A 16020-nucleotide genomic window follows, 5' to 3' on the forward strand; every position below is an offset into this window, starting at 1 on the left:
TCTACAGGGTGGGCCAGGCTGGCCGCCACGTGGCGGTCAGGCGGGCGGAGTTGGTGGGGTCGGTGGCGGTCCACCGCAGCTCGCTGACGCCGGTGGGCAGCGTGAACGTGTCGATGCGGGAGGCGGCGGTCAGTGCCGTGGCGGCGTTGCCGCCGTTGCTGCGCAGCACGGAGCGCCAGGTGGGCCGGGTGTCGATCTCGATGAAGTCGCCCGGGTCGATGACGGTGTTGAGCTGCAGCACGCGGCCGGACTCGACGTGGGTAATGCGTGGGTTGGCGCACGGGCCGTAGATCCGCAGCACGGGCCAGGTCGGGGCCTTGCCGTCGACCTGGATCCAGCCGGGCCGGGTGGTGCCGTCCGGGCCTGGGTCGACGACGATGGGCGCGACGACGGGCGCCGTGAACCCCCCGTCGGAGATCATGCCGAGCGGGATCGTGGCGTGCTGGGGGGTGTCGCTGTAGTAGAGGGGGTCGGCGGCGAGGAACTCGAGGTCGAGGGGCACCCAGCCGTTGACGAGCTGGGTCAGGTCCGGGTCGGCCTTGCGGAGCCGGCCGTTGAGGACACGGACGTCGCGGCCGGGGAACTTCAGCCGCAGTTCGGTGGTGGCGCCGCCGGTCAGGCGCAGCGCGGGGTCGTCGTGGACGTCCTGGATTGCGGCGAGGAGGTCGAGGGCGGCCACCTGGTCGCCGGGGGTTTTGATCGCGGCGTCGATGCGGACGGTGCGGCCGGTGTAGTAGTCCGCGCCGAGCCAGATGCCGTCCGCGCTGGGCGGGTCGACGTCGGCGGTGCGTACCTCGGCGCGGCCCAGGCCCTCGATGGCGGCAATGGGGACCGGGGTGCCGGTGCCGATGACGACGCCGCCCAGTTCGTGCTGGTGGTCCTTGAGGATGGCGTTCATCGGTGCTGCACCCCGCCTCGCTGAGCGCGGCGCAGCTGGTAGCCGACGGCAGCGGCGATCTGCTGTTCGGTGGCGCCGGGACGGTCGATCTGGATGGTCTGGTTGCCGATCAGCGGGGCGGCCTGCTGAACGACGATGACCTGCACGCGGCCGGCCGCGGCGTCCTGCAGGCCGGTGAGGGCGTAGCCGAAGCGCCCGGCGACGTCGCCCAGGACGGCGGTGGCGCGGCGGCGTTTGCCGAGGGCGAGCGGCACGTACGCCTCGCCCTGCGTGCTCGGTTCGGCGAAGCGGACCAGGCCGCCCGAGGTCGCGTAGATGCCCTCGCGGATGCCGCCGTCGGCGTAGGCGAGGCCCTTGTTGGCCTTGGTGAGGTCGGCGAGCAGGCGTGTCGCGCGGGAGCCGAGGGCCTTCTTGATCTGAGCGGTGGCCCTGGTGGCCACCGTGATGATCTCGTCCTCGTCGAGGCCGGTCGCGTCCGCGATGGCGTGGATGCCGGTGGTCTTCGACTTCGTCGCCCCGATGATCTTCACGAGGGTGGCGAGCTGCTCGTCCGAGAGCGTCTTGCCCGCCGCCTTGGAGGCGTCGTTGGCGGCCTTCGCCTTCTTCGGGCTCTTGACCGCCTGGGCCGCGAGGTCCTCGGCGTCCTGGTCGCCCTGCTCGGCCAGGCGCGCGGCGAGGTCGCCATAGCCGGAGGCGGCCAGTTTGGCCAGGTTCTGCTGGAAGGCGGTCTGGTCCTTCACGGCGCTCTTGAGCTGCCCGGTGTAGTCGCCCAGGCTCGCCTTGGACGCCTCGGCGAGGGCTTTGAGCTCCTTGGTCATCTGGCGGACGTACTTGCCGGAGCCGGTGGCCATCTTCCGGGTCAGCGCGACGCCGTCCTCGCCCATCTCCTCGAGGGCCTTGGCGACGTCGGTGCCGGCGCGGGCGGCGACGGTGGACAGGTCGCGGCGCCAGCGGGACATCGCCTTGGAGGACGCCTTCAGCTTCTTGAGGAAGATGTCGAGGCTGAAGTTGCCCTTCTTGTTCTGGGACTCGCTCGCGATCGACGACAGCGTGGTGTACGAGGCCGGGGTGTAGGAGAAGTCCGACAGGCCGCCGTCGGCGTACCAGTCGATCCCGGACGGGTCTCCGCCCAGGCGGCGCACGACCTCCTCGGTGATCCGGCGGGAACGGGGCCGCTTGGAGTGGGCGAAGGGGACGTATGCCTCCCCGTGAGTCTCGTCCTCCCCCCACACCCGCCAGGAGCCGCCCTTGGCGATCTGCGCGACGTGGTTCTCCTTGCGCATGCCGCCGTCGGCGTAGAAGTCGACGATCCCGCCGTCGGCCTGCTTGCGGACGTTGTCGGCCTGCTTGCGCAGCGCGTCGGCGAGGCTGGACGGGTCGGCGCCGAGGTTCGAGAAGACCGACACGTGCTTGGTGGTGATGGTGATCGACTTGTCGCTGAGCCGGTCCCGGGCGCCCTGGACCGCGGCGATGTTGGACAGGGCGGTGCCGGTCTTGGCGGTGACCTCCACGCTGCCGTCGGGCAGCGTCCGGGTGGTGAAGCCGACCTTGTTCAGGGCGTCCATCGCCGTCTTGTTCAGCGTCTTGACGGTGACGGACTTCGCGCCGGGGGTGGCCTTGATCTTGGCGATCACGGAGTCGAGGCCGCCGACGGCGACGGCGGTCTTCGCGTCGACCTTGACGTCCTTGCCCGCGGGGACCGACGACAGGGCGCTGACGAGCAGGCCCAGTTCGGCACGGGCGCCCTGCGTGGGAGCGGTGATCTTGTATTCGCGGGTGCCGGGGATGAGCTCGATCGCGTAGCCGAGGTCCTCCAGCTCCTTCTTGGCCTGCTCCCCCAGCGCGTCGACGGTGATCGTGCGCTTGTCGGGGACGCGCGCGAACTCGGCCTGCACGGCGAGGAGTTCGGCCAGCGTCTGGTCGACTCCCTTGGTCTGCAGGAGGATCGACACCTGGCCGGGGATCAGACCCATCTGGTCGGCGACCTGCTGGGCCTGGGCGCCGGTGACGCCGTACTGGGCCAGCAGGTCCAGGGCCGACTTGCGGGCCTTGTCCATCTCGGTGCGCGCGGCCTGCAGGGACTGCGGCAGGTCCTTGCCCTGCTTCTGCGCGAAGTCGAACGAGGCGATCGCGGAGGACGCTGCGGCGTCGGAGATGTTGTTGAGGCTGTTGAACAGCTGCTGCCCGTTGCGGCTGGTCGTGTTGAGGGTGCCGTTGAGGCCGACGAGCTTCTTGCCGTAGTCGCCGGACTTCTTGATCTGGTCGTCGACGGCCTCGCTGGCGTTGAGGACGGCCTCGTTGAGCCGGGCCTGGGCCGCCTGCAGGCTCACCGACCCGCCGGACAGCAGGTCGAGGGCGTCCTTCAGGGCGCGGGTGCGCTGGTCGGCGTCGGCGGTGCGGTCGGCGAGCGCGCCGACGGCCACCTTGAGCTTGTCGTACGCGCTCAGCGCCCGGCCGGAAGGATTCTGCGCCTCCGCGAGCCGCTTGGCGTCCTTGACGCCCTGCTCCATCTCGCCGCGCATCGACTTCAGCGCGTCGGCCGCCTTCTTGTACCGCTCGCCGGTGTCGGTGTACTCGAGCTTGCTGGCCTTGCCGGCGGCGTAGTCGACGTACTCCTTGTTGGCCTCGGCCAGGTCGCGGTACTTCTTCTCCAGAGCGGCGAGGCTGGTGCCCTGTCCGAGGTAGGCGTCGGTGAGGGTCCGCATGGAGACGCCGGATTCCTCCAGGACGTCGACCAGCTTGGTCTTGCTGTCGTGCAGCTTGTAGTCGAGGAGGGTCTGGGCCGCGGCGGCCCGCACGTTCTCGTCGATGACGCCGCCGGAGTCGCGCAGCGCCCGGGTCAGGTCGGCAATGCGCTCCTGGTGCTCGGCGGCGGCCTGGGCGGCCTTCTGCTGCTGGGCGGCGAGCAGTCCGAGGCCGACGGTGACGCCGGCGAGCGCCAGGCCCCAGGGCCCGCCCATCGCGCCCATCAGCCCGGTCATCGCGCCACGCAGGCCGGTGCCCGCGGCCCGGGTGATGCCGTTGAGGGTGCCGGTGAACCCCGACCCGGCGGAGGAGGCGGTCCGGAAGGAGGACGCCATCTGCCCGATGATCGGAACCCGGGTCTGCAGCACGGCGAACGCGGCGCCGTACCGGGTGATGGACTGGCCGGAGGCGGTCGCGAGGCTGCGCTGCACGGCCATCTGGGAGTTGAGGCTGCTGACCGCGCCCGTGACCCGGCCGCTGATGGTGCTGGCGAGGCCGGACATGATCGGGCCGACCCGGCGGTACAGCAGCAGCCCGAACAGCGCCGTCTGCACGGGCCCCGGGAGTGCGCCGAAGACGGAGACGAGTCCGCCGACGACCTGCCCGATGGGGACCAGGACCGTGGAGAGGGCCTCCACGGCGGCGGCTGCCGCGTCCAGGACGAGGACGATGACGTCGAGGGAGTTGGCCGCGCCGTCCGTGTCGCTGCCCAGGTCGGCCAGGGCCTCCCCGATCGGGGTGACGCCCTGGGCGAGGTTGTCCAGCACCGTCATCAGGGCCTGCCCGGCGCTGATGAGGACGTGCAGGCCGTCGGCGAGAGCGGTCTCCCCCAGTTCCTTCAGCGGCTCGAGGAGGCCCTTGGCCTCGTCGACCAGGCCGCCGAGCCCTTCGCGGGCCTGCGCGGCCAGGTCGGGCCCGAACAGGGTGGTCAGGTCCCGGGCGTAGCCGATGGCGCCCGTGATGTACGGCGTGGCGGAGGCCAGTCCGGAGGTGAGTCCGCGGGTGAGCCACTCCAGGCCCGGGGCGAGTCCCTCGTAGATCTCCAGGCCGGTCTGGCGGGTCTGCTTCTTCAGCAGCACCATGGCGCCGGCCAGGCCCTGGTTCTTCGCCGCGGCGATCGTCGCCGCGGCGCCGTTCTCGTTGACGGCCTGGTTGAGGGAGTCGAAGGAGACGACGCCCTGGTGGGCGAGCGCGATCGCGCCGGAGAGGGCGGGCTTGCCGAACGCCTTTGCCGCGGCAGCGGTGAAGTCCTGCTGCGACATCTCGTGCTGAGCGTGGCTCAGCTTGTCGATGACGTAGCGCAGGCCCTTGAAGCGGCCCTCGGTGTCCCACGCCTCGATGCCCATCTCGCGCAGACCCTCGGTCATTTTCTTCGTGGGGTTCGCGAGATTGGTGAAAATACCCCGGAGGGTTGTTCCTGCGGTTTGGCCGAGAATACCGGCCTTGCCGAGCATGCCGACCGCTGCGGCGGCCTCTTCCATGGAAACGCCCAGGCCATGGGCTACCGGCCCGGCGTATTTCATCGAATAGTAGATATCGATGATGTCGCCGGATGCGGCATTTGCTGTTGCCGCGAGAATGTCCGCCGCACGGCCCGCCTGATCGGCGCCCAGGGCGAATTGGTCCATCATGTCGCCGAGATATTTGGCGGAATCTGCGGCGTTGACGTTCGCGGCGGCCGACAGTTGCAGCGACGCCCGGGTGGCGCTGATGGCCTGGTCGGTGCGGAAGCCCGCCTTGGCCAGTTCCACCATCGCCTCGGCGGCGCCGCCGGCGGTGGCGGTGGGCAGCTCCATGTCGGCGCCCAGGGCCTTGGCGGTGGACGAGGCGCGCTGCATCTGCGATGCCGTGGCGCCGGTGACCGCCCCGAAGGTGGCCATCCCGCGCTGGTACTCGTTGCCGTTCTCGATCAGTTCGTGCAGACCGAGGACCAGTCCTCCCCCGGCCAACAGCCCGGTCAGCCCGGCCAGTTCGGAGCGCAGACGGCGGGTGGCGGACTCCGTGTCGTGCAGGGAGCGGGTGCCGCGGCGGCCGATGCCCGCGAGGCGGCCGTCGGCGTTGCGGGCCGCCCGGGCCAGGGATGCCAGGTCGGTGGTGGCGGTGCGGAGCTGGCGGGACATGGCCCGCAGGTCGGTGGCCGCGGAGCGGGAGGCGCGGGCGCTGGAGCGCTGGGCGCTGGCGGCCCGGTTGGCGTCGCTGCCCAGGCGGCGCAGGTCCCGGCCTGCCGAGGAGGCGCCGGTGCGCAGGGTGCGCAGCGGGGTGGCGGCGCCGCGCAGGCCGGTGGCCAGCGTGCGCAGCGAGCGGTCGCCCGCGCCAAGGCGGCCCACCTCCCGGCGGACGGCGGCCAGTTCGCGGGAGAGGTCGCGGGCCTCGCGGCGGGAGCGGTTGAGGGTGCGCACGAGCCCGTCGCCGTTGCCCGTCAGGGCAACAGAGAGGCTCCACGCGACCACCGCCGCTCTCCTTTCCGCTCGCTAGAGGCGGTGATCCCGGCGGGTGTGCGCCCGGGTGCGCTGTTCGTGCAGTGCTCGGGGGATGAGGCCGACCTTCACGCCGTAGCCGTGCTGGCCGTCGGGGACGTGATCGCGTTCGTGGGCGATCAGCTCGCAGCCGGGGCAGCGGGAGGTGGTGCCGACGTACGCGAAGCGGTCGCCGCCGGCGTCCTCGTCCCACTCGTCGTGCCGGGTGCCGCAGTCGGGGCAGGTGAGCCGCTGCAGCTCCCGGTAGGCGAGGGCCTTGGCCCGGTCGACCGGCGTCCAGGTGCCGTCACCGCCGAGGAAGGCGCTGTGCGGGATCCCCCAGCGGTCGCACAGCTCCAGCTCGGCCCTCAGCTGCGGGTCGGCCCGGAGCCTTTTCCCCAGTCGCTGCGCTTGGTGTTCTGCGCGGCGAGCGCGGCCTGGAAGAGTTCGACACGGTCGGCCATGCCCCAGGAGGCGAGCAGATCGGTGGCCTCGTCCTCGCTCATGCCGTCCACGCTGGCGGCGGAGATGAGGGCGGCGGGGAAGGTGTCCTCGTTCCAGTCGGAGCCGGACTCGGCCTGTTCCTCCGTCGGCGGGTGCTCCTTGACCAGCTCGGCGAAGGCGTCACCGGGCAGGGCGCGGAAGGTGAGGACCTCGCAGTCGGCCTCGTACGCGGCGCGGGCCTCCTCGAGGGCGGCCTCGGCCGCCTTCGCCTCCTTGGCCAGGGCGTCGTTGCCCGGGTCGGCGTCGACGAGCTGGCGGAGGTTCTTCGCCTGCCGCAGGGCTTCCTCGAAGCGGTCGCGCAGGCCCTGGTCCTGCCACAGGTACAGGGGGACTTCGGCGGCCTTGCGGGCCCGCAGCCGGGCCATCTTCGCGGACCAGTGGGCATCGGCGGCCACGGCGGCGGCCGGCGGCTCGGTGTGGACGGCGGCGCTCACGACGTCAGCTCCTTCTTCGTGCTGTTGGTCGCGGTGTTGCCGACGGCCGGGACGGCCAGGCCCTGGGCCGGGCGGCGGGTGATGGTGAACTTCGTCTCGAACTTCGCCGCTTCGTTGTCGGTGGTGAAGGCGGGCGACTGGGAGCCGACGCGGACCGGGAACACGTCCATCGACTTCGAGTTAGGGACGTCGCCCTTGCGGAGGATGACGACGTAGCCGATGGTCCCCTTCTTCAGGAGCTGCTCGATCTCGTCGCTGACCTTGTCCTCGTAGAAGGTGAACGAGGAGTCCTCGGCCTTGTCGGATCCGGGGATGGAGGAATCGAAGTCGTCGCCCATGTCGGGCGTCTCGATGCTCTGGTTCTCCAGCGTGAAGCCGGAGATGTTGGCGATCGCCGCGGACAGGTTGGTGCTGCCGTCGAGTTCGGCGCGGGTCGGCTTGAGGTTCGCCGCGTCGGCGATGGTCGGCAGCCACAGGAAGATGGAGACGCCACGGCGGCTGTACTTCTCAACCGTCTTGGCGGTGGGCAGTGCCATGGGATGGGCCCCTCGGGTCTGCGCGTCAGTGCAGGTCGGTCACCAGGTGCTGGTGCCGTGTCCGCGAAAGGGGCCGCCGCGGTGCGGGGTGGCGAGCCGGGCTAGCCGGTCGCCGGGGTCCAGCGGAGCTGGAATCTGATCACATAAGAAACGATAACGGCGGCCGGGTCGTCCTCCGGGCCAGCGTCTAGAGCCAGTTCGCGGGCGTAGCAGCTGAAGCCCGGCACCGTGAGGGCGTGCAGCCAGGCCCCGTCGGTGTCGCGTCCGAGGACGGCGGTGCGGACGCGGTCGGCGAGCCATTCCGCCTGGGCGTGGGTGCGGGCCACGCAGTCGACCTGGTAGTAGGTGTCGCTGTCCTCATGCCGGTCGGTGAACGGGGCCCCGTCCAGGGTGAGGGTGAGGGAGCGCAGTACGGAGTACGGCGGCTCGGCCGGCTTGCCGTCGACCTGGGGCAGCGCCCCGGCGCCGCACGGCTTGCCGGTCGCGGTAGCGAGCAGTGCCCCCAGTGCCTGGGATACGAGGCGGCGTTCGATCATTCGAAGGCCCCCATCGCGGCGGTGGCGATCCGTTCGGCGAAGCGGGGCTGGATCAGGGCGAGCGCCGGGGTGACGTGCGGGAAGGGCGGCTGGGCGTAGATCCGGCCGAGGGAGTCGGCGCCGTAGAAGCCGAGTTCCAGGCGGCGGGCCTGGGGGGCGAAGGTGCCCACCGTGGCGGTGGCGCCGTGTCGGCGGGGGCGGACCTGGACCTGCCAACTGGCCCGGTAGCGGCCGGTGATGACGTTCGGGCCGGGCCGTCCGCTGGCGGCGGCCTGGATGAGGGCCTGCAAGACCATGGCCTCGTGGCCGACGGCGCGCGCGGTGGCCGGTCCGACCCGGGCGGCGGCCTGGGCCATGGCGGCGGCGAGCTGGTCGGGGTCGGTGAAGCGCCGGGCGGGGCTCATGGGCTGGCCCCTCGCGGGTTGTTCTCGTCCAGCCAGGTCACGCGGACGGCGATGACGGTGGCGGCCAGGCCCGGCTGGGCGCAGCGCCAGGTCCGTCCGACCAGCGCCGGGTCCTGGGCGGCGCGCAGCACACGGACGGTGTCGTCGCGGGCGGCGACCGGGGCGTCGACGGGGGTCAGCAGCCGGTAGGTGGTCTTGGGGTCGTCCGGGTAGGGCTGGCCGGCGACGGGCACGGTGATGCCGGGGGCGGCGGTGTCGTCGAGGACGGCGCCGGGACCCTCGTACACCACGTGCGGAGGCGGGGCCTCGAGGTCGCCGGTGTCCGGGTTGAGGATGGGGGGCCCGGCCGGGCGGCTGATCTGGATGGTGTCGCCCATCATGAGGTCCTCGACGAGCGCGCCGAGGAAGCGGAGGTCGAGGGTCATGGGCGGCCTCCGGCCCACTCGGTGAGCTGGCGGAGCATGGCGGTGGTCAGTTCGGTGGGGCTGCCGTCGAGGTCGTCGCGGTTGAGGGCGGCCTGCTGCAGGCGGGACGGGTCGATGCCGGCCAGGAAGGCCACGATGGCGTCGGTGGGCGGGACTTCGCTGGCGACGGCGACCTGGGCGTAGCCGTCGAAGACGGCGGCGTCGACCGGCGGGCGGACGTACAGCACGAGCAGCGGGGGCTGGTTGGCGCGGTGCTCGAGGGTGTAGCCGGACAGCGACGCGGAGACCTCGTGCCCGGCGAGGGTGACGCCGGCGCGCACTCCGTCGGTGGTGATGCGGACGGAGTGCAGGTCGTCGGCCAGGCTGGGTTCCTGCATGGCGGGGAGTCCTCGTCTCTCGGTGGCGGTGGTGGCGGGTGGCTACTCGGGGTCGTCGGTGTCGTCCGCTTCCGGGGGCGGGTCGGCGCGTTCGGTGTCGGTGCTGACGGCGAACCCGAAGGGGACGTCGTCGGCGGGCGGTTCGGCGGGCAGGGCCTGAAGCAGGCGCAGCGCGGTGGTCTCGGCGGCCTTGAGGGCGGCGGTGCTGTTCTGGCCGACTTCGATCTCGATCTCGCGGCCGGGGGCGCGGACGATCAGGCGCATCGGCTGCCGTCCTCACCGATGGTGGGCCAGTGCCAGGTGCCGGGGGCCAGCGGTGTGGCGTCGGCGTGCGGCAGGGGGCCGCTGAAGAAGAAGCCCTCGGGGCTGAAGACGACGAGGACGGGCTGTCCGGCGTCGTCGACGGCGGTGACGAGCGCGGCACGGCAGGTGCTGGGGTAGCGGCCGTCGGCGCTGCCGCGGGAGACGTAGTGGACGATCCGGCCGATGACCAGGGGCTGGTCGGTTCTCGGGGCGGTCGGGGCGCTCATACGGGTTGTCCCTCCTCGATGGCGGGGTCGTGGTTGAGGTCCGGGCGGGGGATGAAGCGGCGCAGGCATCCCGGATGGGCGATCGGGTAGATGGCGGCTTCCTCGGCGGAGCGGAGGGTGTCGTGGGCGCGGTCGGGTTCGGGATGGCTGGTCCACCCGCACTCGGGGCCGTCGGTGACCTGCACCCAGCGGGCCTCGAGGTCGGCGGTGGTGGCGGTGAGCGCGCCGGTGTTAGCGACGGTGACGGACTGCGCGGACAGCGCGGCCCGGGCCCAGGAGGCGGCCGGGTGCTGGGTGCCGCGGCCGTAAGGGACGGTGTCCAGCGGGTGCTGGGTGGCCAGGTCGTCCGTGGTGGGCGGATCAAGAGCGCGGGCGGCGGCGGTGGCGGCCCGGGCGAACGCCTGGGCCCGGCGGACGATGTCGGTGATGCGGCGGATGAGGACCGGGTAGCAGGCCGCGGTCAGGACGGACAGCACGTCCTGGTGGGTTGGGCTCCACTCGAAGGCCGGCCTGCGGGCGTCCGGTGTGAGCAGGGCGGAGCGCAGCGCGTCCTCGGCGCCGAGCCGGTAGGCCCTGGGCAGGTCGACGGCGGTCCACCGTTCGACGAGCGCGCCGACGTCGGTGTTGAAGCGGGCGGTCGCCGCGGTGAAGGCGGCCAGCGCCGTACGGACGGCGGGCGGTACGGCGCCGGGCCGGGCGCCGCGGCGCCGCGCGCTGGACAGGGCCCGCAGGACGGTCTGCTGAGCGGTGGTCAGCAGCAGCCAGTCGGCCTCGAGTTGGCGTTGGGCGGCTGCGATGAGCTGGCCGAGGGCCTCGTCGCGGGTGGTTTCGCGCGGGGTGCTCATCGGCGGGGCCGCTCGCGCAGGTACAGCACGCCGCCGCCCGGGCCGTCGCCGTCGCCAGGGGTCTCCTCGCCGGGGACGGGCGTGGCGGGGTCCTCCAGCTCTTCGATCTGCCGGTCCAAGGCGGCCACGTTGCCGCTGGTGTCGACGGAGACGACGCCGGACAGTGACACCTTCAGCGGCTGGGCAAGCAGCGTCGCGCGGCGTTCGCGCAGCACCTCGAGCGCCACGGCGCGCAGCGAGTGCAGGCGGGCGTAGCGCTGGTCGAGGTCGGTGGTGTCGGTGGCCGGGCCGAGCGTGGCCAGCAGCCAGCGGCGGGAGGCGTCGTCCATGGGGCAGCCCCAGACGGGTGGGAAGAAAAGGGGGTCCGGTACGGGCCGGGTGAGGACGGGCCCGGCCCGTACCGGACGGCGAGGGGCCGGGTTACTCCTCGGCCTTGGCGGTGGTGCGCCGGGTGCGCGGCTTGTTCTCCGGCTTCGGTTCCGGCTCGGCCGGCTCCTGGGCAGCGGGCTCCTGCCCGCCCCCGCCCGCGCCCGGGTCGGGCGCCGCCGGGGTGTCCGCCGGGTCGGGCTCGGGCACCTCGCCGTTCTCCCACGCGGACGGGGTGCGGATGAGCTGGGCCAGGTGCGGCTCCGGCTCGGTTCCGGCCTCGCAGATGACCCACTCGTGCGAGGTCGGGTCCTTGACGTAGACGGTGGAGAGGAGTCGGGGCACGGTCACCACACCCGCGCGGCCATGTGGATGTCCGGCACGTACATCACCGGCATGGCGGAGGCCGCGACCTTGGTCCACACGGTGACCGGGTCGTCGGTGTAGCCGTGGGTGACGACGATGCCGGGCGCGTCCTCCCGCAGGATCGCGGGGTTGGTGCCGCGGGACAGCACGAGCGACTCGGCGGTGATGCCGTACTGCGTCTCGCCCCACTGGCGCGGGTTGGGCGGCAGCATCAGCCACAGGTTCTCCGGCAGTACCCGCGGGTTGGTGCCGTCGTCCAGGGGGATCTGCACGTCGTACACGGTGATCGGCGGCAGCCCGTACCGCGCACGCACGGCGTCGACCTCGTTGGGGGCGAGGACGGCGGTGGGGATCTGCGAGCCGAGCAGCGACCCGTAGTAGGCCGCCCGGTAGGACTGGTTGCCCGCGAGGAGGCTCTTGGCCTTGAAGGACGTGAAGATCCGGGTGGGCAGCGGTGCCCGGGCGTCGCGCAGCGCCTGGATCCAGCGCATCTCGTCCGCGAGGGCGTCGGCGGTCGGGTCGGTCCACGGCACCGGAGCGGTGGGCATGTGGGCGGCCGGCACCTGGGCGTCGTACTCGATGTACAGGTTGTTCTCGCCCTTGAGCGTGAACTTGCCGTCGGCCAGCAGGTCACCGGCGGCCAGCTCCATGCGGGAGCGGATGGACAGCACGTGCGCGGCGACGTCGTCGTACACGGCCTGGACCAGCTCGTCGGAGTTGGCGCCGCGGTCGGCGTCGAGGAGGATCTGCTCCATCTCGCCCACGAGGTACTTCTGGCCGAGTGGCGGGAGCTTGCCCTCGGTCTCGACCATGGTGATCTCGCGGGTCGCGATGGGCGTGGTCGCGTCCCAGGCGCGGTACTTGGCCGCCGGCACCCGGCGGTTGGTCCGCTTCACCCTCCACTTGACGGTGTTGAGGCGGACTTCCGGCAGCACGCTGCGGGTCAGCTCGTAGTCCTCCGGCCCGGGGATCGCGCGGACGAACGCGTTGATGTCGGTCGCCGTGAGCTCCCGGAGCAGGAGCTCGAGCATGTCGTGCATCTCGGTCGGCATGACGGGGCTCCCTCTCAGGATGCGTAGGTGACGGAGGCGGTGGTCTTCTTCACGGCGGTCGCGTCGAAGGCGACCGGGAGCTTCGCCGGGGCGACGAGGCCGTGGATGCGCAGCGCGGCGCCGATGCGGGTGGCGCCGACGCCGAAGGCGGTCTCGGTGTCGAGGAAGCCGGCGAGGACCTCGTGGCCGTCGGTCGCGGCCGGGTCGTACGGCTCGTACAGGCCGCTGGTGGCGTTGCGGGCCAGCGGCAGGCCGGACTTGAAATGCGCCTCGACGGTCTTGATGCCGCGCACCCAGTGGGTGTTCTCCGCGAACTTCGCAACGTCGAGGGTGATCGTCTGGTTGGTCTCGGTGCCGTGGCTGGACAGCAGCCAGGGGCGACCGACCCGCAGGCTCTGAGTGGTGGTGATCGGCTGGATATCCATGCCGGGGTCGTCCTCCCGTGGGACGGGCGCAGCAGAAGAGCGGGGCACCGCAGTTGGTGCCGTCGTCCACGGGGAGGAAGGGGGTGGGCGTGGTCCCAGGGGTGGTGCGGTGGTGCGGAGCGGCGGCCGGTCAGGCCGCCTGGTCGCCGGTGCCGAACATGCGGGCGGCCATCGCGCGGCCGGCGTCGCCGGGCTTGCCGGTCGGGGCCTGGCGCTGCGGGGGTCCGCCGGCCGGGGAGCCGGACGGAGCGGGCGGGGTCTGGGGTGTGGGGGTGGGCGTCCCGAACAGGGCGGGGCGGCGCTTCTTGAGGTCCTTGGCCGCCTCCGCGATCGCATCGGCGTCGGCGTCCGGGGTCTCGGCGAGGGCCTTGTCCAGCAGCACGAGGGCGTCCTCGAGGTCCGCGTCGGCTGCACCGAGGCCGATGAGCGCAGAGGTGCGCTGCGCCTCCTGCAGCTTGGCCTGGGCCGCGGCCAGGGTCTCGGCGGCGGTGGTCTCCTTGGCGGTGATCGCCTTCTCCCGGTCGGCGAACGCGGCCTCCCGGCGCTGCTCTTCGGACAGCTGGGCTTCCTTGAGTTTCTTGGCGTCGCCGAGGACCTGCTTGATCTGCTCGGCGTCGACGCTGTCCGGGTCGAGACCGGCCTCCGCAGCGAGGTCGCGCAGCGCGGACTGCCTGCCCTGGTCCTTCTCCCGGGTCATCATCAGGCTCAGGCGCTTCTGGGTGACCGTGACGGTCTCCTCGTCGCTGCCCTGGCCGCTCTGGCGGTCGGCGACGTCCTTCGGCGTGGGGACCGGCGGGGGCGAGGCCGGCGGGGCCGCGGGCGGGGCGGGGTTCGGAGCCGGGGCCGGCGGGATGGCCGGGGTGGGCGGTTCGTCGGGCATGTGGGTGTCCTCCACCGGTGCGCCCCCGCGCCGTCTACGAGTTTACGGGCGATCTTGACTGCTGCTGTCCCGCGTCAACTCCGGTGCCCTCCGCGGCCGGTAGGCCGCTGGGGCCGGGCAGGACCGGGGCGGGGATCTGCTCGGGGTCGGCGGGCTTCATGCCGAGGTAGTCGCGTACGGCGGCGGCATCACCGGTGGCGTCGGCGAGGGCGGCGGCCTGGTCGAAGGCGCGGGACTGGATGCGCTCGATCTCTTCCGGGATGTCCTCGATCGGCCAGCCGCCCTCGGCGAGCATCCGCAGCGCGGTCTCCAGGCTGATCAGCCGGGCCGCGTACGCGGTGGCGACCTCCTCGAGCACGCCCATGCGGTCGGTGGGGGTGTAAGCGCCGAAGACCATGTTCGCCGGGTGGACGCCGCGGCCGATCCAGTCGGGGTGCTGCCCGGCGATAAACAACCGCTGAACGAACCGCAGCAGGAGCTGGTACTTGTGCCGGCGGGCCAGGCGCATGGCGGCGATCAGCTTGTCGAGCGGGCCGAGGGAGATCTTCAGGGCGTAGCCGGAAGGCAGCTGCGCCGGGTCCTGGGTGCCCAGTGCGATCGGGGGGAGGCGCAGGTTGACCGCTGCGCGCTCGCGCAGGGTCTCCACCGTGGCCAGGAGCTGGGCGAGTTGGGGTGCGGTGTTCACGACGTCCATGCGCCCGCCGTCGGCCAGCCGGAAGACGGTGCCGGGTTCGACCTGCACGCTGGCCCGGCCGTCCTGCAGGCCCGAGACGGACAGGATCGGGATGCCGGTGGTCGCCGAGGCGCGGGCCGCGTCGGTGTCGGATGCCGCCAGCTCGTCCATGATCTGAAGGACTGCCGCGAGGGACGCCTTACCCCAGTGCTCTTCGGCGCCGGGCACCGTGTTGGGCAGGTGGACCACCGGAATGAAGTCGATCAACAGGTCGAGGGCGTCGAGGACTTCGCCGTCGCCCCTCTGGGCGTAGGTGGCTTTGCCCATCGGCAGGTTGTCGACGTCGTCGGTGCGCTCGAGGTCTTCCAGCAGCCAGGTGGCGTCGGTGAGGTAGCAGGTGAGGTCGGACGGTTCGTCGTTCCAGGCGTACTGGCGCCAGATCCTGCCGTGCTCGTCGGCGGTGTCGCCCGGGGTGAGCTGCGGGTCGTCCTCGTCGCCGACGAAGGCACGCAGCGGCCGGCCGCGCCGGTCGGCGCCCGAGACGGTCGCCGGGCGGATGGGGCCGAGCTCGTAGGTGATGCGGCGCAGCCGCGCCTTGAGGCCGCGCCGTTTGTCCTCGGGGATCTCCCAGGCGAAGTGCACGCGGTGGGGGAACTCCCCGCCGTCGTCGCCCAGGATGGGGAAGTAGAAGCCGGGGTCCATGACGCGCACGACGGGGCGGCGCTTGTCGGGCTCCCAGGAGACCCGGTAGATGGCGTCCCCCAGGCCGACGGCCTTGCGCTCGGCCTGCTGCATCCGCATGGCCAGCTGCTCGTCCTCGGCCCAGGTGAGGAGGTCCTCCTGGACCGCGCGGGCTTCCTCGTCGAACGTGGTGGTGTCGTCCGGCTCCGTGCCGGCCACCACGATGCGCTGTTCGTCGCCGAGGACATCGGAGGTGATCGCGTCGACGAAGGCGGCCGGGTCGCCGTACTCGCGGCGTTCACGGGCGGAGGGCCCGTCGCGGACCTCGGCGAGTTCGCCGGCCTGGCCGCCGTCGTAGGCGGCGAGGACGGTGTACGCGGCGAGGCGGCGGGTGTCTTCCTCGGGCACCCAGGTGGCGTACGCGGACGGGAAGGCCCGCCGGTTGGGGTCGCCGGTGGTCGGATCGGCGTACACCGGCTTGAAGTTGAGCCAGCCCCAGGCGTCGATGAGGAATTGCCGCAGGCCCACGTCGTCCCTCCGGACAAGGTCGGCCCCGCGCCGTGATCAAGGATATCGGCGGGGGGCCGGAGGGGCTGCGGGCGTCAGGCGTAGCGGTGGCCGGCCTCGTAGTGCTCGAAGTCCCGGTCCTCGACCAGCCGCCAGGTGCGGCGGCGGCCGATGACCTGGTTCGCCCAGCGCTTGGCCAGCATGACGTCGCGCTCCGGGATCTCGCTGAACGTCTCGTGGCAGTCGCGCTTGCCGCCTTCCAGTTCCCAGCCGCTCACGTCCACGTCGATCCACGTCGGTGTCAGCTTGTACCAGGCGAGTTCGGCGAGTTCGTCGTCCATCCGGTCCTCCGTCCGATGTGGTTTCTGGGCTTCAACCCC

At 72.2% G+C, this 16020-nt stretch carries 18 protein-coding genes; all 18 read right to left on the reverse strand.

The genetic code is table 11. The features are described from left to right. Position 1: 1 nt before the first annotated feature. The 18 genes from HUT19_RS41800 to HUT19_RS41885 all read right to left on the reverse strand — a co-directional run bounded on the left by HUT19_RS41800 (position 2) and on the right by HUT19_RS41885 (position 15981). A complete protein-coding gene (locus HUT19_RS41800; protein WP_176188161.1) occupies positions 2-898 on the reverse strand; it encodes a phage tail domain-containing protein in 897 nt (298 codons plus the stop codon). Further along, on the reverse strand, positions 895-6093 hold the full coding sequence (locus HUT19_RS41805) for a phage tail tape measure protein (protein ID WP_176188163.1): 5199 nt from the start codon (positions 6091-6093) through the stop codon (positions 895-897). Before HUT19_RS41805 ends, HUT19_RS41800 begins: the two co-directional genes overlap by 4 nt. A 374-nt stretch (positions 6094-6467) precedes the next feature. Continuing rightward, positions 6468-7037: a hypothetical protein gene (locus tag HUT19_RS41810; RefSeq protein ID WP_176188165.1), complete on the reverse strand. Its 570-nt coding sequence runs from the start codon at positions 7035-7037 to the stop codon at positions 6468-6470. After that, a complete protein-coding gene (locus HUT19_RS41815; protein WP_176188167.1) occupies positions 7034-7573 on the reverse strand; it encodes a hypothetical protein in 540 nt (179 codons plus the stop codon). The genes HUT19_RS41810 and HUT19_RS41815 overlap by 4 nt, the downstream gene beginning before the upstream one ends. A 101-nt stretch (positions 7574-7674) precedes the next feature. After that, positions 7675-8109, reverse strand: coding sequence for a hypothetical protein (locus HUT19_RS41820; RefSeq protein WP_176188169.1), 435 nt, complete (start codon positions 8107-8109; stop codon positions 7675-7677). Further along, positions 8106-8513: an HK97 gp10 family phage protein gene (locus HUT19_RS41825; protein WP_176188171.1), complete on the reverse strand. Its 408-nt coding sequence runs from the start codon at positions 8511-8513 to the stop codon at positions 8106-8108. The genes HUT19_RS41820 and HUT19_RS41825 overlap by 4 nt, the downstream gene beginning before the upstream one ends. Next, the gene (locus tag HUT19_RS41830; protein ID WP_176188173.1) at positions 8510-8938 is read right to left on the reverse strand and encodes a DUF6093 family protein; all 429 of its coding nucleotides are present in this window, start codon (positions 8936-8938) and stop codon (positions 8510-8512) included. The genes HUT19_RS41825 and HUT19_RS41830 overlap by 4 nt, the downstream gene beginning before the upstream one ends. Further along, entirely contained in the window at positions 8935-9315 is a 381-nt protein-coding gene (locus HUT19_RS41835) for a hypothetical protein (protein WP_176188175.1), read from the reverse strand. The genes HUT19_RS41830 and HUT19_RS41835 overlap by 4 nt, the downstream gene beginning before the upstream one ends. Positions 9316-9357: 42 nt before the next feature. Continuing rightward, complete coding sequence (locus HUT19_RS41840) at positions 9358-9579, reverse strand: hypothetical protein (protein WP_176188177.1); 222 nt, start codon at positions 9577-9579, stop codon at positions 9358-9360. Beyond that, on the reverse strand, positions 9570-9845 hold the full coding sequence (locus tag HUT19_RS41845; RefSeq protein ID WP_176188179.1) for a hypothetical protein: 276 nt from the start codon (positions 9843-9845) through the stop codon (positions 9570-9572). Before HUT19_RS41845 ends, HUT19_RS41840 begins: the two co-directional genes overlap by 10 nt. Beyond that, positions 9842-10690 (reverse strand): hypothetical protein, encoded by an 849-nt coding sequence (locus HUT19_RS41850; protein ID WP_176188181.1) that lies wholly within the window; start codon positions 10688-10690, stop codon positions 9842-9844. The genes HUT19_RS41845 and HUT19_RS41850 overlap by 4 nt, the downstream gene beginning before the upstream one ends. Beyond that, positions 10687-11019, reverse strand: a complete 333-nt coding sequence (locus tag HUT19_RS41855) for a hypothetical protein (protein ID WP_176188183.1) — start codon at positions 11017-11019, stop codon at positions 10687-10689. Before HUT19_RS41855 ends, HUT19_RS41850 begins: the two co-directional genes overlap by 4 nt. A 91-nt stretch (positions 11020-11110) precedes the next feature. Further along, positions 11111-11401 (reverse strand): hypothetical protein, encoded by a 291-nt coding sequence (locus HUT19_RS41860; RefSeq protein WP_176188185.1) that lies wholly within the window; start codon positions 11399-11401, stop codon positions 11111-11113. Between the two features lie 2 nt (positions 11402-11403). Further along, the gene (locus HUT19_RS41865; protein ID WP_176188187.1) at positions 11404-12474 is read right to left on the reverse strand and encodes a major capsid protein; all 1071 of its coding nucleotides are present in this window, start codon (positions 12472-12474) and stop codon (positions 11404-11406) included. A gap of 14 nt (positions 12475-12488) precedes the next feature. After that, positions 12489-12899, reverse strand: coding sequence for a head decoration protein (locus tag HUT19_RS41870; protein WP_176188189.1), 411 nt, complete (start codon positions 12897-12899; stop codon positions 12489-12491). Positions 12900-13029: 130 nt separating this feature from the next. Further along, positions 13030-13779 carry a hypothetical protein gene (locus HUT19_RS41875; RefSeq protein WP_176188190.1) on the reverse strand — a complete coding sequence of 250 codons (750 nt, stop codon included), beginning with the start codon at positions 13777-13779 and terminating at the stop codon, positions 13030-13032. 34 nt (positions 13780-13813) lie between these two features. Beyond that, positions 13814-15661 carry a hypothetical protein gene (locus HUT19_RS41880; RefSeq protein ID WP_176188192.1) on the reverse strand — a complete coding sequence of 616 codons (1848 nt, stop codon included), beginning with the start codon at positions 15659-15661 and terminating at the stop codon, positions 13814-13816. Positions 15662-15735: 74 nt separating this feature from the next. Beyond that, positions 15736-15981 carry a hypothetical protein gene (locus HUT19_RS41885; RefSeq protein WP_176188194.1) on the reverse strand — a complete coding sequence of 82 codons (246 nt, stop codon included), beginning with the start codon at positions 15979-15981 and terminating at the stop codon, positions 15736-15738. Positions 15982-16020: the final 39 nt, after the last annotated feature.

The sequence above is a fragment of the Streptomyces sp. NA02950 genome, assembly GCF_013364155.1.
Lineage (GTDB): Bacteria > Actinomycetota > Actinomycetes > Streptomycetales > Streptomycetaceae > Streptomyces.